The organism is Salmonella sp. SAL04214 (assembly GCF_046550615.1).
Lineage (GTDB): Bacteria > Pseudomonadota > Gammaproteobacteria > Enterobacterales > Enterobacteriaceae > Salmonella > Salmonella enterica.
Map to the genome: position 1 here is coordinate 181,871 of NZ_JBGDXT010000003.1, position 15,871 is coordinate 197,741.

At 52.4% G+C, this 15,871-nt stretch carries 16 protein-coding genes; 11 read left to right on the top strand and 5 right to left on the bottom strand.

All coding sequences use genetic code 11. From position 1 onward, the window contains the following. Nucleotides 1-44: 44 nt before the first annotated feature. Nucleotides 45-635: a cob(I)yrinic acid a,c-diamide adenosyltransferase gene (gene cobO, locus ACLJQD_RS06665; protein WP_001278856.1), complete on the bottom strand. Its 591-nt coding sequence runs from the start codon at nt 633-635 to the stop codon at nt 45-47. Next, complete coding sequence (locus ACLJQD_RS06670) at nt 632-1,393, bottom strand: YciK family oxidoreductase (RefSeq protein ID WP_017441287.1); 762 nt, start codon at nt 1,391-1,393, stop codon at nt 632-634. Before ACLJQD_RS06670 ends, cobO begins: the two co-directional genes overlap by 4 nt. A gap of 237 nt (nt 1,394-1,630) precedes the next feature. Here ACLJQD_RS06670 and sohB point away from each other — a divergent pair, with 237 nt between their 5' ends. Further along, nucleotides 1,631-2,677, top strand: coding sequence for a protease SohB (gene sohB, locus ACLJQD_RS06675; RefSeq protein WP_000422082.1), 1,047 nt, complete (start codon nt 1,631-1,633; stop codon nt 2,675-2,677). Between the two features lie 41 nt (nt 2,678-2,718). Here sohB and ACLJQD_RS06680 read toward each other — a convergent pair whose 3' ends face one another. Then, nucleotides 2,719-2,970: a YciN family protein gene (locus tag ACLJQD_RS06680; protein WP_000548616.1), complete on the bottom strand. Its 252-nt coding sequence runs from the start codon at nt 2,968-2,970 to the stop codon at nt 2,719-2,721. A gap of 402 nt (nt 2,971-3,372) precedes the next feature. On the opposite strand from ACLJQD_RS06680, the gene topA reads away from it, so the two are divergent. From topA to acnA, 5 genes are all read left to right on the top strand, one after another. Continuing rightward, on the top strand, nt 3,373-5,970 hold the full coding sequence (gene topA / locus ACLJQD_RS06685) for a type I DNA topoisomerase (RefSeq protein WP_000513593.1): 2,598 nt from the start codon (nt 3,373-3,375) through the stop codon (nt 5,968-5,970). A 410-nt stretch (nt 5,971-6,380) separates the two neighbouring features. Next, nucleotides 6,381-7,355 (top strand): HTH-type transcriptional regulator CysB, encoded by a 975-nt coding sequence (gene cysB, locus ACLJQD_RS06690; protein WP_000776230.1) that lies wholly within the window; start codon nt 6,381-6,383, stop codon nt 7,353-7,355. 280 nt (nt 7,356-7,635) lie between these two features. Continuing rightward, nucleotides 7,636-7,776, top strand: coding sequence for a YmiA family putative membrane protein (locus ACLJQD_RS06695; protein ID WP_213083417.1), 141 nt, complete (start codon nt 7,636-7,638; stop codon nt 7,774-7,776). A gap of 280 nt (nt 7,777-8,056) precedes the next feature. Further along, complete coding sequence (gene ymiC, locus ACLJQD_RS06700; protein WP_223156441.1) at nt 8,057-8,149, top strand: small membrane protein YmiC; 93 nt, start codon at nt 8,057-8,059, stop codon at nt 8,147-8,149. A 182-nt stretch (nt 8,150-8,331) separates the two neighbouring features. Next, nucleotides 8,332-11,007 (top strand): aconitate hydratase AcnA, encoded by a 2,676-nt coding sequence (gene acnA, locus ACLJQD_RS06705; RefSeq protein WP_017441288.1) that lies wholly within the window; start codon nt 8,332-8,334, stop codon nt 11,005-11,007. Nucleotides 11,008-11,062: 55 nt separating this feature from the next. Here acnA and ribA read toward each other — a convergent pair whose 3' ends face one another. Continuing rightward, nucleotides 11,063-11,653, bottom strand: coding sequence for a GTP cyclohydrolase II (ribA, locus tag ACLJQD_RS06710; protein ID WP_001176284.1), 591 nt, complete (start codon nt 11,651-11,653; stop codon nt 11,063-11,065). Nucleotides 11,654-11,848: 195 nt separating this feature from the next. Here ribA and pgpB point away from each other — a divergent pair, with 195 nt between their 5' ends. The 5 genes from pgpB (at nt 11,849) to yciH (ending at nt 15,501) form a co-directional block, all read left to right on the top strand. Next, the gene (gene pgpB, locus ACLJQD_RS06715; RefSeq protein WP_000948636.1) at nt 11,849-12,613 is read left to right on the top strand and encodes a phosphatidylglycerophosphatase B; all 765 of its coding nucleotides are present in this window, start codon (nt 11,849-11,851) and stop codon (nt 12,611-12,613) included. Between the two features lie 149 nt (nt 12,614-12,762). Further along, the gene (locus tag ACLJQD_RS06720) at nt 12,763-13,071 is read left to right on the top strand and encodes a LapA family protein (RefSeq protein WP_000876301.1); all 309 of its coding nucleotides are present in this window, start codon (nt 12,763-12,765) and stop codon (nt 13,069-13,071) included. 6 nt (nt 13,072-13,077) lie between these two features. Continuing rightward, complete coding sequence (lapB, locus tag ACLJQD_RS06725; RefSeq protein WP_000891378.1) at nt 13,078-14,247, top strand: lipopolysaccharide assembly protein LapB; 1,170 nt, start codon at nt 13,078-13,080, stop codon at nt 14,245-14,247. A gap of 190 nt (nt 14,248-14,437) precedes the next feature. Further along, nucleotides 14,438-15,175: an orotidine-5'-phosphate decarboxylase gene (gene pyrF / locus ACLJQD_RS06730; protein ID WP_001529407.1), complete on the top strand. Its 738-nt coding sequence runs from the start codon at nt 14,438-14,440 to the stop codon at nt 15,173-15,175. Then, nucleotides 15,175-15,501, top strand: a complete 327-nt coding sequence (gene yciH, locus ACLJQD_RS06735; RefSeq protein WP_001285199.1) for a stress response translation initiation inhibitor YciH — start codon at nt 15,175-15,177, stop codon at nt 15,499-15,501. Before pyrF ends, yciH begins: the two co-directional genes overlap by 1 nt. 119 nt (nt 15,502-15,620) lie before the next feature. Here the strand turns inward: yciH and osmB are convergent, their stop codons facing one another. Continuing rightward, on the bottom strand, nt 15,621-15,839 hold the full coding sequence (gene osmB, locus ACLJQD_RS06740; RefSeq protein ID WP_000481166.1) for an osmotically-inducible lipoprotein OsmB: 219 nt from the start codon (nt 15,837-15,839) through the stop codon (nt 15,621-15,623). Nucleotides 15,840-15,871 lie beyond the last annotated feature (32 nt).

Sequence of the window (15,871 nt, forward strand, 5' to 3'; positions counted from 1 at the left end):
GTTTGTGCCGGATGGCGGCGCAAACGCCTTAATCCGGCCTACGGTTAATAATCAATTCCCATCTGGGCTTTTACGCCCGCGTCGAAAGCATGTTTAACCGGACGCAGTTCGCTGACGGTATCCGCAAGATCAAGAATATCCCGATGACAGCCGCGACCTGTAATAATCACCGTCTGGTGACCAGGGCGCGCGTTTAGCGCGCTTATGACCTCTTCCAGCGGCAAATAGTCATACGCCACCATATAGGTCAGCTCATCCAGGACCACCATATCAAGCAGCGGATCGGCCAGCATCCGTTTCCCATGCTGCCAAACGGCCATACATGCTGCGGTGTCTGCCTCGCGATTTTGCGTCTCCCAGGTAAATCCCGTTGCCATCACCTGAAATTCGACGCCATGCGGTTCCAGCAGATTACGCTCGCCGTTGGGCCAGGTGCCCTTAATAAATTGCACCACGCCTACGTTTTTACCGTGTCCTACGGCGCGGGCGGCAGTCCCGAAAGCCGCCGTGGTTTTGCCCTTACCATTGCCAGTAAACACGATAATAATACCGCGCTCTTCCTGTGCCTGGGCGACACGGGCGTCAACCCGATCTTTTACCTTCTGCTGGCGCTGCTGATAACGTTCATCACTCATTGGGCGATTCCTGGTTTACGGCCCGGTTGGGCGTCAAAGGTCATACCGGTTTTACGGCGACTGTCGTCGCCCATAAGCCACAGGTAAAGCGGCATAATATCGGCAGGCGTTTTTAATTTGTGTGGATCTTCCGTCGGAAAGGCGCTGGCGCGCATACTGGTGCGCGTGCCGCCCGGGTTAATGCAGTTAACACGCAGAGAACGGTTCTGGTATTCGTCCGCCAGCACCTGCATCATTCCTTCAGTAGCAAACTTCGAGGTGGCATAGGCGCCCCAGTTGGCGCGTCCCTGACGGCCAACGCTTGATGACGTAAAGACCAGCGAGCCGGCATCGGACTTCAGCAATAACGGTAACAGCGCCTGGGTGAGCATAAAGGTGGCGTTAACATTCACCTGCATGACATCCTGCCAGATCTGCGGATCTTGTTCGCTCATTGGACCGATTTCTCCCAGTAACCCGGCATTATGCAGGACGCCATCCAGGCGGGGATAGTGCGCGGCGATGCGGTCGGCCACTTGCCGGCACTCTTCAGCGGTGCAGGTCAGCAGATCGAGCGTAAACCACTGTGGTTGAACATGTTGCTCGTCAGCAATGTGCTGCGCGACCCGACGCAGTTTCTCTTCGTTGCGTCCCAGCAGAATCACCGTTGCGCCGTAACGCGCATACGTGAGCGCGGCTTCCCGCCCAATGCCATCGCTGGCGCCAGTGACCAGAATAATGCGGTTTTGCAATAGATCTTGTTTCGGTTGGTAATGCATGGCTACTCCTCAACGGCGTGGTGCACCGTCCTGCCAGGTTGTCTTATCTTCGCGTTAACTTTTCGGGTTTATGCCTGAAAGCGCCTTTTTTTTCAATCAGACAGGGGCGATAACGCCGTAAAATGAACGTCTTGTCATACTTTTTCTTCCTCAACAGGCACACGGATGAAGAGAGACTGACTTCGATGCCTGTTGTACACTGAGCGCAAGTCGCGTTATTTAATCAAGGTGGGAGTCGTGGAATTGTTGTCTGAATATGGCTTATTTTTGGCAAAAATCGTCACCGTTGTGGTGGCCATTGCCGTCATTGTGCTGCTGATCGTGAATGCTACGCAACGCAAACGTCAGCGCGGTGAGCTGCGCGTGACCAATTTGAGCGAGCAGTATCAGGAGATGAAGGATGACCTTGCTGCGGCGTTGATGGATGGCCATCAGCAAAAACTGTGGCATAAAGCGCAGAAAAAAAAGCATAAGCAGGAGGCGAAAGCCGCCAAAGCAAAAGCGAAGCTGGGGGACATTGCGACATCGGACAAACCGCGTGTATGGGTGATAGATTTCAAAGGCAGTATGGATGCTCACGAAGTTAATGCGTTACGCGAAGAGGTCACGGCGGTGCTGGCAGTGGCGAAACCCGGCGATCGGGCGGTTGTGCGTCTGGAAAGCCCCGGTGGCGTTGTGCATGGCTATGGCCTGGCGGCATCGCAATTGCAGCGCCTGCGCGATAAAAATATTCCGCTGACCGTGACGGTGGATAAAGTCGCGGCAAGCGGAGGCTACATGATGGCCTGCGTGGCGGAAAAAATTATCGCGGCGCCGTTCGCTATTGTGGGGTCAATTGGTGTTGTCGCGCAAATCCCGAACTTTAACCGCTTTCTCAAAAGTAAAGACATTGATATTGAACTGCATACCGCAGGGCAGTACAAACGTACCCTGACATTGTTAGGCGAGAATACGGAAGAAGGGCGGCAGAAGTTTCGTGAAGATCTCAACGAAACGCACCATCTGTTCAAAGAGTTTGTGCAGCGGATGCGTCCGGCTCTGGACATTGAACAGGTCGCCACGGGCGAACACTGGTACGGTCAGCAGGCGCTGGAGAAAGGACTGGTTGATGAGATTAACACCAGCGATGAGGTTATCCTCGGCCTGATGGAAGGGCGCGAGGTGCTGAATGTGCGCTATATGCAGCGTAAAAAACTGATCGATCGTGTTACCGGCAGCGCGGCGGAAAGCGCGGATCGGCTGCTGCTGCGCTGGTGGCAGCGTGGACAAAAACCGTTGATGTAAACCGCTATTGCCGGATGGCATTCAGCGCCATCCGGCATGGATTAATCCACCAGGTGATACTTCTCAGACAGCACATGCGCCAGGTGTTTAAACATGTTAAACACCGCGGTGCTTTTAGGGGTCGGTAACCCTTGCTCGTCTAAAAAGTAATCGCCGCTGAAAACCAGCACGCCATTTCTCTGCGTTACGCCGGTGGCGACAATACCTGCCATCGTGTCTTCATGTTCCCGAATAATTTTGTTGGCTTCAAGCAACAGTGTTTCGCGATCGATAGGTTGCGTCTCTTTATGCATTTTTTACTCCTTAAACAAGGAGATTAGTCTACGCTGAGCACTTCTGATGGGCAAATATTCTCACAGGAAATTGATGGATTTGTCATGTTGCGTTCACTGGCAAGATTTGTTTTTGCATGCTAATAAAGTTGCGTATCGAATTTTATCAGGTACAGTGTGACGCTTTCGTCAATCTGGCAACAGAATTGCTTGACATTCGACCAAAATTCCGTCGTGCTATAGCGCGTGTGTGCAAAAAAGCCTGTTAACTCAGTCACCTGAGGGTTACATTTCGTACACAAAGCCAGTACAAGGGGTTGATATCCGCAGACGCAGAGACCATATATCGTTGTCTCGTCGCCAGTGGAAGGTGAATCAACGTGCGACGCATTCCTGGAAGAATCAACTTAGGTAAAGGTGAATATGGGTAAAGCTCTTGTCATCGTTGAGTCCCCGGCAAAAGCCAAAACGATCAACAAGTATCTGGGTAATGACTACGTGGTGAAATCCAGCGTGGGTCATATCCGTGATTTGCCGACCAGTGGCTCAGCAGCTAAAAAGAGCGCCGACTCTACCTCCACCAAAACGGCTAAAAAGCCCAAAAAGGATGAACGTGGCGCTCTCGTCAACCGTATGGGGGTTGACCCGTGGCACAACTGGGATGCGCACTATGAAGTGCTGCCCGGTAAAGAGAAGGTCGTCTCTGAACTGAAACAGTTGGCGGAAAAAGCCGACCACATCTATCTCGCAACCGACCTTGACCGCGAAGGGGAAGCCATTGCATGGCACCTGCGGGAAGTGATCGGCGGCGATGACGCGCGCTACAGTCGCGTAGTCTTTAACGAAATAACCAAAAATGCCATTCGCCAGGCGTTTGAACAGCCGGGCGAGCTGAATATTAACAGGGTCAACGCCCAGCAAGCGCGCCGCTTTATGGACCGCGTGGTAGGCTATATGGTCTCGCCGCTGCTGTGGAAAAAGATCGCCCGTGGTTTGTCGGCAGGTCGCGTTCAGTCTGTCGCGGTCCGTCTGGTCGTTGAACGCGAGCGCGAGATTAAAGCGTTTGTTCCGGAAGAGTTCTGGGAAATTGACGCCAATACGACGACGCCGTCTGGCGAGGCGCTACCGCTACAGGTCACGCATCAGAACGACAAGCCATTCCGGCCGGTAAATCGCGAGCAGACGCTTGCCGCCGTCAGCTTGCTGGAAAAAGCGCGCTATAGCGTACTGGAGCGTGAAGACAAACCGACCAGCAGCAAACCTGGCGCGCCGTTTATCACCTCCACGCTACAACAGGCGGCCAGCACCCGGCTGGGCTTTGGCGTGAAGAAAACCATGATGATGGCGCAGCGTCTGTATGAGGCGGGCTACATCACCTATATGCGTACAGACTCCACCAACCTGAGTCAGGATGCGGTCAACATGGTGCGTGGTTATATTGGCGATAATTTCGGCAAGAAATACCTGCCGGATAACCCGAACCAGTACGCCAGCAAAGAAAACTCTCAGGAAGCGCACGAAGCGATCCGTCCTTCCGACGTTGCTGTCATGGCGGAGTCGCTGAAAGACATGGAGGCTGACGCGCAGAAGTTGTATCAGCTAATTTGGCGTCAGTTTGTCGCCTGTCAGATGACGCCAGCACAATATGACTCTACTACGCTTACCGTTGGCGCAGGCGAATTCCGTCTGAAAGCGCGTGGGCGTATTTTGCGCTTTGACGGCTGGACAAAAGTGATGCCGGCGCTGCGTAAAGGCGATGAAGATCGCACATTGCCTGCCGTGAATAAGGGCGATGCGCTGACGCTACTTGAATTGACGCCTGCTCAGCACTTTACTAAACCGCCAGCCCGGTTTAGCGAGGCTTCTCTGGTTAAAGAGCTTGAGAAGCGCGGTATTGGTCGTCCGTCTACCTATGCGTCGATTATCTCGACCATTCAGGATCGCGGCTATGTTCGCGTTGAAAACCGTCGCTTCTATGCGGAAAAAATGGGTGAAATCGTCACCGATCGGCTGGAAGAAAACTTCCGCGAATTGATGAACTACGATTTTACCGCGCAGATGGAAGATAGTCTGGATCAGGTTGCGAATCACCAGGCCGAGTGGAAAGCGGTACTGGATAACTTCTTCAGCGATTTTACTCAGCAGCTCGATAAAGCCGAGAAAGATCCGGAAGAAGGGGGGATGCGTCCTAACCAGATGGTGCTGACCAGCATCGACTGTCCAACCTGTGGCCGTAAAATGGGAATTCGTACTGCCAGTACGGGCGTTTTCCTTGGTTGTTCAGGTTATGCGCTTTCGCCGAAAGAGCGTTGTAAAACGACCATTAACCTGGTGCCGGAAAATGAAGTTCTGAACGTGCTGGAAGGCGACGACGCCGAAACCAACGCCCTGCGCGCCAAGCGTCGCTGTCAGAAGTGCGGTACGGCGATGGACAGCTATCTGATCGATCCGAAGCGTAAATTGCATGTGTGTGGTAATAACCCGACCTGTGACGGCTACGAGATTGAAGAAGGCGAGTTCCGCATCAAAGGGTATGACGGCCCGATCGTTGAGTGTGAGAAATGTGGTTCCGAAATGCACCTTAAAATGGGGCGTTTTGGTAAGTACATGGCCTGTACTAACGACGAATGTAAAAATACCCGTAAGATCTTGCGTAACGGCGAAGTTGCGCCGCCGAAGGAAGATCCTGTTCCATTACCGGAACTGCCGTGTGAAAAATCGGACGCGTACTTTGTGCTACGCGACGGCGCCGCAGGGATATTCCTGGCGGCCAATACGTTCCCGAAATCACGCGAAACGCGCGCGCCATTAGTCGAGGAGCTTTACCGGTTCCGCGATCGCCTGCCGGAAAAACTGCGTTATCTGGCGGATGCGCCGCAGCAGGACCCGGAAGGTAATAAAACCGTTGTTCGCTTTAGCCGCAAAACAAAACAGCAGTACGTTGCGGCGGAAAAAGACGGGAAGGCGACGGGATGGTCAGCGTTCTTCGTCGACGGCAAGTGGGTTGAAGGCAAGAAATAACCCCTGCCTGTCGTCACTATAGTCAAGCGGGCCGCGTAAGCGGCCCTTTTTTATATCCCCTTCATATTTCAAGTGGCTTATGTGTTGGCTACGGATTACTCGGCCCATCTATGGGCCTCGCCCTGACGGGCCGTCGCACGCGACGTTCAAATCTGCTCCCGGCAGATTTGTCGCTCACCCCAGTCACCTGGTTATCTATGCTCCTGGGAACTCACTCGCTTGTTGCCTTTAATCACTCGAATTATTTTGGGTATAGCGGGCTTATTATTTTATCGCGCTGGCTATACAGTTCAGATATAAATGATATAGTGGTTATAGTTAACACCTTTTTTATTATTAAATCGTATTAGCAGCCCAATGATGTCTGCAGATAAACGATGGCCTGATGGCGCTAATCTGGATGATGTATTATGAAATTGCAGCAGCTTCGTTACATTGTTGAAGTGGTTAATCATAACCTTAACGTCTCCTCTACCGCTGAGGGGTTGTATACTTCCCAGCCGGGGATCAGCAAGCAGGTTAGGATGCTGGAAGATGAGCTTGGCATCCAGATTTTCGCCCGCAGCGGTAAGCATCTGACTCAGGTGACACCCGCAGGCCAGGAGATTATTCGTATTGCGCGTGAGGTGCTTTCCAAAGTCGATGCCATTAAGTCGGTCGCCGGCGAGCATACCTGGCCGGATAAAGGCTCGCTCTATATTGCCACTACCCATACTCAGGCGCGTTACGCATTGCCAGGCGTGATTAAAGGCTTCATCGAGCGTTATCCGCGCGTTTCGCTGCATATGCACCAGGGGTCGCCAACGCAGATTGCGGAAGCGGTATCGAAAGGGAACGCCGATTTCGCGATTGCCACGGAAGCGCTGCATTTATATGACGATCTGGTGATGTTGCCATGCTATCACTGGAACCGTTCGATAGTGGTGACGCCGGATCATCCATTGGCGGCAACGTCTTCCATAACGATTGAAGCGCTGGCGCAGTATCCGCTGGTGACGTATACCTTCGGCTTTACCGGCCGTTCCGAACTGGATACCGCTTTTAATCGCGCAGGGTTAACGCCGCGGATCGTCTTTACTGCAACCGATGCGGATGTGATTAAAACGTATGTCAGGTTGGGGCTGGGCGTTGGCGTCATTGCCAGCATGGCGGTCGATCCGCTTGCCGATCCTGATTTAGTGCGGATTGACGCGCACGATATTTTTAGCCACAGCACCACAAAAATTGGTTTTCGCCGTAGTACTTTTTTACGCAGCTATATGTATGATTTTATCCAGCGTTTTGCGCCGCATTTGACGCGTGATGTGGTGGATACGGCGGTGGCTTTGCGTTCTAATGAAGAAATTGAAGCGATGTTTCAGGATATAAAGCTGCCTGAAAAGTAATATCACCGTCGGTTTGTGTCGTAGTGGCATGGCAGACAAAGCCGCCTTTTGCAATATCCCTCGAAGTATTACGGGTAATGATCAGCAAAATAGTGTTGAATTACCCGTCCCGCCAGTTTCTTTTTCCAAATAGTTATCTTGAGTCAAAAGATTGATTTATTCACTGGCAACGATTCGTAAATTGACTGGATTTTTGACTAAAGTTTATTTAGGATTTGTCTCATCTGATGATTAATTGTACCGATTGTTTGGTGCTGAAATGATAAGTGATACCGATAGCATGAGGTTAGTAATGCCTTCTGAAAACCAGGAACCGCGCCGCGACCCTGAGCTCAAACGTAAAGCATGGCTGGCGGTTTTTGTGGGTTCTGCGCTGTTCTGGGTAGTGGTAGCGCTTGTTATCTGGCATTGGTGGGGCTAAGTGAGCATTACGTCGGAACGCGAGCGCGTGATCGCGCCCCCGATTCAATCTTGTGACGATGATAACACCCCGGATACGACCGTTTTTCGGTCTGTTCCGCAACACTGGACGCTCACACCGCAGCAGCGGGCATTTATTGATGCTTTTGCTGACGAGGTGTCACAAAAATAATATTCGTCTTTTTATTGGCGTTACTGTTTTATTAACGCTGTCTTATTACACCGCAGCAACCGTGTGCTGAGTGCTTCTCAGTATTGATTAAACACAGTTGGTGTCGCCTATGTTAACGTCAAATATAAAGTATTGGTCATGGACTGGCGCGTTTATATTATCGCTACTGTTCTGGGTCGAGTTAATCTGGATTGCCGTCTAATCTCGTCAAAGCCCGATAATGCGTTATTTATCGGGCTTTTTCATCTTCGTTCCTCGCCTGTTAGTTTTCTCCTCTTTTAGCAATTTGGGTTGTTATCAAAACGTTACATTTTGTTTGTGTTATCTTTAATACAACCCTGTGGAGAATCAGGGTAACGCAACCCTGTCATTTAAGGAGGAGCTATGTCGTCAACCCTACGAGAAGCCAGTAAGGATACATTGCAGGCCAAAGATAAAACGTATCATTACTACAGTCTGCCGCTGGCTGCCAAATCCCTGGGCGATATCGCCCGTTTGCCCAAATCACTTAAAGTGTTACTGGAAAACCTGTTGCGCTGGCAGGACGGCGAATCTGTGACTGATGAAGATATTCAGGCGCTGGCCGGTTGGCTTAAAAATGCCCATGCCGATCGTGAAATTGCCTGGCGGCCCGCCCGTGTCCTGATGCAGGACTTTACCGGCGTGCCTGCCGTTGTCGACCTGGCGGCGATGCGTGAAGCCGTTAAACGCCTCGGCGGCGATACGTCGAAAGTGAACCCGTTATCGCCGGTTGATCTGGTTATTGACCACTCTGTGACGGTCGATCATTTCGGCGATGACGATGCGTTTGAAGAAAACGTGCGGCTGGAAATGGAACGTAACCATGAGCGTTATATGTTCCTGAAATGGGGAAAGCAGGCATTCAGCCGTTTCAGCGTGGTACCGCCCGGCACCGGCATTTGCCATCAGGTTAACCTGGAATACCTGGGTAAAGCCGTCTGGAGCGAATTACAGGACGGGGAGTGGATTGCTTACCCGGACTCGCTGGTGGGGACTGACTCCCATACGACCATGATTAATGGTCTGGGCGTATTGGGGTGGGGCGTGGGCGGTATCGAAGCGGAAGCGGCGATGCTTGGTCAGCCTGTGTCGATGCTTATCCCGGATGTCGTCGGCTTTAAGTTAACCGGTAAACTTCGGGAGGGGATCACCGCCACTGACCTGGTGCTCACCGTCACGCAAATGCTGCGTAAGCATGGCGTCGTGGGTAAATTTGTTGAATTTTATGGTGATGGTCTGGATTCGCTGCCGTTGGCGGATCGCGCGACCATCGCTAATATGTCGCCGGAATATGGCGCCACCTGTGGTTTTTTCCCCATTGACGCCATCACCCTGGAATATATGCGATTAAGCGGGCGTAGCGACGATCTGGTCGAGCTGGTTGAAGCCTACGCGAAGGCGCAGGGAATGTGGCGCAATCCCGGAGACGAACCGGTATTTACCAGTACTCTGGAACTGGATATGGGCGATGTCGAGGCCAGTCTGGCCGGGCCGAAACGCCCGCAGGATCGCGTGGCGTTAGGCGATGTGCCGAAAGCCTTTGCCGCCAGCGCCGAGCTGGAGCTGAATACCGCACAAAGAGATCGCCAGCCGGTTGACTATACGATGAACGGACAGCCATATCAGCTTCCTGATGGCGCTGTCGTCATTGCCGCCATCACCTCCTGCACGAATACCTCGAATCCCAGCGTGCTGATGGCGGCGGGATTACTGGCGAAAAAAGCAGTAACGCTGGGGTTGAAGCGTCAACCGTGGGTCAAGGCTTCTCTGGCGCCGGGGTCAAAAGTGGTATCTGACTATCTGGCGCAGGCCAAACTTACGCCTTATCTGGATGAACTCGGTTTTAACCTGGTCGGTTATGGCTGTACGACCTGTATCGGGAACTCCGGTCCGTTGCCGGAGCCTATTGAGACCGCGATTAAAAAAGGCGATCTGACGGTAGGGGCCGTGCTTTCCGGTAACCGAAATTTTGAAGGGCGTATCCATCCGCTGGTGAAAACGAACTGGCTGGCGTCGCCGCCGCTGGTGGTCGCGTATGCGCTGGCCGGAAACATGAATATTAACCTCGCGACAGACCCGCTGGGGTACGATCGTAAAGGCGATCCGGTATACCTGAAGGATATCTGGCCTTCAGCGCAGGAAATTGCCCGCGCCGTTGAACTGGTATCATCGGATATGTTCCGTAAAGAGTATGCGGAAGTGTTTGAGGGTACGGAAGAATGGAAATCGATTCAGGTTGAATCGTCCGATACCTACGGCTGGCAGTCGGATTCAACCTATATTCGCCTGTCGCCTTTCTTTGATGAAATGCAGGCCCAGCCTGCGCCAGTCAAAGATATCCACGGCGCGCATATCCTGGCGATGCTGGGGGATTCGGTAACGACCGACCATATTTCTCCGGCCGGCAGTATCAAGCCGGACAGTCCCGCCGGACGTTATCTGCAAAACCACGGCGTTGAGCGGAAGGATTTTAACTCCTATGGTTCACGGCGCGGCAACCATGAAGTGATGATGCGCGGTACGTTCGCCAATATTCGTATTCGCAACGAAATGCTGCCCGGCGTCGAAGGTGGGATGACGCGGCATTTGCCGGGTACGGAAGCGATGTCGATTTATGATGCCGCGATGCTTTACCAGCAGGAAAAAACGCCGCTGGCGGTGATTGCCGGGAAAGAGTATGGGTCGGGATCGAGCCGTGACTGGGCGGCAAAAGGTCCGCGGCTGTTAGGTATTCGCGTGGTGATCGCCGAGTCGTTCGAACGTATCCACCGCTCAAACCTGATTGGGATGGGGATCCTGCCGCTGGAGTTTCCACAGGGCGTAACGCGTAAAACGCTGGGACTGACCGGGGAAGAGGTGATTGATATCGCGGATCTGCAAAACCTGCGCCCTGGCGCGACCATTCCGGTGACGTTAACGAGATCGGACGGCAGCAAAGAAACGGTGCCTTGTCGCTGTCGCATTGATACCGCCACCGAGCTGACTTACTACCAGAATGACGGCATATTGCACTATGTCATTAGAAATATGCTGAACTAAAGCCGTTTATCGGGCCTGCCGTAAACAGGCAGGCCCGCGCTTTAATACCGGTGGCTTACTTACTTAGCAGGTGGCCCATTTTGGCCGCTTTAGTATCGAGATAATGCTCATTATTTGGATTACGACCCACAATGAGCGGAACGCGTTCGACGATATTAATTCCCGCCTCGGTCAGTATTTCGACTTTCTTCGGATTATTGGTCAGCAGGCGAACTTCATCCACGCCGAGTAATTTGAACATATCCGCGCACAGGGTGAAATCACGCTCATCGGCGGCAAAGCCGAGCTGATGATTGGCCTCCACCGTGTCATAGCCTTGATCCTGTAACGCATAAGCGCGAATTTTATTAAGCAGGCCGATATTGCGGCCTTCCTGACGGTGGTAAATCAGAATACCGCGTCCTTCTTCCGCAATATGCGTCAGCGCGGCTTCCAGTTGAAAACCACAATCACAGCGCAGACTAAAAAGCGCGTCCCCGGTAAGACATTCGGAATGAACGCGAGCCAAGACCGGCGTTTTACCTGAAATATCGCCAAAAACCAGCGCGGCATGGTCGTGTCCGGTTGCCAGTTCTTCAAATCCCACCATCAGAAAGTCACCCAATGGGGTTGGCAGTTTGGCTTCTGCCACACGTTTAAGCTGCATGTATTTCTCCAGATTATGCTGACGCCTGCGGTGTCGTCGCCTGTTGGCTTGTATCCCGCTATTTTGCCATAAGGCGGCGGACATCACCTAATCACTACCACGTAATTGCTCAGGAATGGCACAAATTTGTCAATTTTCCAGTCCGGCGAGAATTTTCAGTTATGATTGTGATACTTACTTATAAAAGGAGCATCCATGCTTTCAATTGCGAAGCGCACCGCGGCAGGAGCCGCCCTGTTGCTTATCATGCCGCTTGCCGTATGGGTATCAGGCTGGCAGTGGCAGCCAGGACATCAGGTCTGGTGGCTAAAAACGCTATTCTGGATAACGGAAACCGTGACCAAACCCTGGGGCGTTATCACGCATGTGATTCTTTGTGGATGGTTCTTATGGTGCCTGCGATTTCGCCTGCGCGCCGCCATTATGCTGTTTGCGATTCTCGGTGGGGCGATTATCGTCGGGCAGGGCGTGAAGTCATGGGTAAAGGAGCGCGTACAGGAGCCGCGGCCATTTGTGGTCTGGCTTGAAAAAACGCACCATATTCCCGTCGATGAGTTCTACACTTTAAAGCGTACAGAACGCGGACATTTAGTGAAAGAGCAGTTGGCCGGGCAACAGAACATCCCCGTTTTCCTGCGTCAGCACTGGCAAAAAGAGACGGGCTTTGCGTTTCCCTCCGGACACACCATGTTTGCAGCGAGCTGGGCGCTTTTGGCCGTGGGTCTGTTATGGCCGCGCAGACGGACTTTCACCATCGCGTTTTTGTTAGTCTGGGCGACCGGCGTAATGGGCAGCCGTTTGCTTCTGGGAATGCACTGGCCGCGAGATTTAGTGGTCGCCACGCTCATCTCCTGGCTATTAGTTACCCTGGCGACCTGGCTGGCGCAGCGAATTTGCGGGCCGCTTATGCCGCCTCGTGAAGAAGCGCAAGAAATTGCTGAACGCGAGCAGGAAAGCTGACAACGGTTGATTTTCTGACTATTGCCCTTAAATCATCTGATGGCGGGCGCATTTCCATTTCGCGCGAGGCGGGAAAATGGTAATTTAGAAGGCTGGATGCGGTAAGTTGGACACGATTTATTCGCGCAAACCACATAACGGGAAGTAATGTGAAATATTTACTCATTTTCTTACTGGTATTGGCGATTTTTGTTATTTCGGTGACGCTGGGCGCGCAGAATGATCAACAGGTGACGTTTAACTACCTGCTGGCGCAAGGGGAGTATCGTATCTCCACGTTGCTTGCTGTGTTGTTCGCCGTCGGTTTTGCGATTGGCTGGCTGATTTGCGGCCTGTTCTGGCTGCGGGTCCGCGTTTCCCTTGCCCGTGCTGAACGTAAAATTAAACGACTGGAAAACAAGCTCTCGCCAGCAACCGACGTTGCGGTCCCTGCCGATTCGTCGGTTGTAAAGGAATAATCATTTATGTTGGAGTTGTTATTTCTGCTGTTGCCTGTAGCCGCTGCCTATGGGTGGTATATGGGTCGCAGAAGTGCGCAACAAACAAAACAGGATGAAGCTAACCGCCTGTCGCGCGATTATGTCGCAGGGGTTAACTTCCTGCTGAGTAACCAACAAGATAAAGCGGTGGATCTGTTCCTCGATATGCTTAAAGAGGATACGGGCACCGTTGAGGCTCATCTCACTCTCGGTAATCTGTTTCGCTCTCGCGGCGAAGTCGATCGCGCCATTCGTATTCATCAAACGCTCATGGAAAGCGCTTCATTGACCTATGAACAGCGTTTACTGGCTGTTCAGCAACTGGGGCGCGACTATATGGCCGCCGGTTTATATGACCGCGCGGAAGATATGTTTAACCAACTTACCGACGAAACGGAATTTCGCGTAGGCGCGTTACAGCAGCTCTTGCAAATCTATCAGCTAACCAGCGACTGGCAAAAGGCGATCGAAGTAGCAGAACGGCTGGTGAAACTGGGCAAAGATAAACAGCGTATCGAAATCGCCCATTTTTACTGTGAGTTAGCGTTACAGCAGATGGGCAACGACGATATGGATCGCGCGATGGCGTTGCTGAAAAAAGGTGCCGCCGCAGATAAAAATAGCGCCCGGGTGTCTATCATGATGGGGCGCGTTTATATGGCGAGAGGGGATTACGCCAAAGCGGTCGAAAGCCTGCAACGTGTGATCGTTCAGGATAAAGAGCTGGTCAGCGAAACGCTGGAGATGCTGCAAACCTGTTATCAACAGCTCGGTAAAAATGCCGAGTGGGCGGAGTTTTTACGCCGCGCCGTTGAGGAGAATACCGGTGCTGGCGCTGAGTTAATGCTTGCCGATATTCTGGAAGCGCGTGAAGGTAGTGACGCAGCTCAAGTCTATATCACGCGTCAGCTACAGCGACATCCTACCATGCGGGTGTTCCATAAGCTGATGGATTACCATCTCAACGAGGCGGAAGAAGGGCGAGCGAAAGAAAGCCTGATGGTACTGCGTGATATGGTTGGCGAGCAGGTGCGCAGTAAACCGCGGTATCGTTGTCAGAAATGCGGTTTTACCGCCTATACCTTGTACTGGCACTGTCCGTCCTGCCGGGCATGGTCGACCATTAAACCTATTCGCGGACTTGATGGGCAGTAGTATATAAAAAAAGCTTCGCTTTAGTTACAACATACTTGATGATGTAAAGCTAGAAACGACGCTGGCATCGGCGGCCAGGGCTTATCAGGTTGTCAATCGAACCTGTTAATTTCCCTGCGCCGCAGGTAGAATGCACGCCGTTTATCCAATTTGCGCCACTTCCGGTGCCCATCATCAAGAAGGTCTGGTCATGACGTTTACTGCTTCATCTTCTTCCTGCGCTATTACTGAATCGCCTGTCGTTGTGGCGTTGGATTACCATGAACGCGATAAAGCCCTGGCGTTTGTCGATAAAATCGATCCTCGCGATTGTCGCTTAAAAGTGGGCAAAGAGATGTTCACGTTATTTGGCCCACAGCTCGTCCGGGATCTCCAGCAACGTGGGTTTGATGTCTTTCTTGATCTAAAATTTCATGATATTCCCAACACCACGGCCCGGGCAGTCGCCGCAGCGGCAGACCTGGGCGTCTGGATGGTAAACGTTCACGCGTCTGGCGGGGCGAGAATGATGGCCGCAGCGCGCGACGCGCTGGCGCCATTCGGTAAAGATGCGCCGTTGCTCATTGCCGTGACCGTGTTGACCAGTATGGAAACCAGCGATCTGCGCGATCTGGGCGTGACGTTGTCACCGGCGGAACATGCGGAGCGGCTGGCGCGCCTGACGCAGCAATGCGGGCTGGATGGCGTGGTCTGTTCCGCTCAGGAAGCGGTCAGATTTAAACAGGTCTTTGGCGCTGCATTTAAGCTGGTGACGCCGGGCATTCGGCCCGCAGGCAGCGAGGCAGGCGATCAGCGACGCATTATGACGCCCGAACAGGCATTATCCGCTGGCGTCGACTATATGGTGATTGGCCGCCCGGTTACGCAATCGGTAGATCCGGCGCAAACGCTGAAGGATATTAACGCGTCACTGAAACGGGAGGCATAATGAGCGATTCCAATAGTCGTCTGGTTTATTCAACACAGACGGGGCGCATTGAAGAACCTAAAACGGCGCCGGTTCGTCCCAAAGGGGATGGTATCGTTCGCATTCAGCGTCAAACCAGTGGCCGTAAGGGTAAAGGCGTATGTTTGATTACCGGTATCGAGATGAATGATGCGGAATTAACCAAACTGGCGGCTGAACTGAAGAAAAAATGCGGCTGTGGCGGGGCAGTAAAAGAAGGGATTATTGAAATTCAGGGTGATAAACGCGACTTGATAAAATCATTGCTGGAAGCTAAAGGAATGAAAGTAAAATTAGCTGGCGGCTAATGAAAACGCCACGGTTGTAAATTACCGTGGCGTAAAAGTCAACTTTGTCTATTTTTGTAATCCAGACCTGAAAAGAATAAACGTATTATTTTGAGCCGTTCAATATTTAAACGTCTGGATTATTTTCCAACCTGGTGACCAATCACGCCGCCGACCGCCGCGCCGCCCAGGGTGCCTAATGTACTGCCGTCCGTTAACACTGCGCCGCCTAACGCCCCCGCACCTGCGCCAATAGCCGTGTTGCGATCGCGCTTGGACCAGTTTGAGCAGGCGCTCAGAGACATTGCTACGGTGATTGCCAGCACAGCAGCGGCCATTTTTTTGCTCGTCATAAACATAATACTCTCTCCTGAATTAACGATTCACGGAA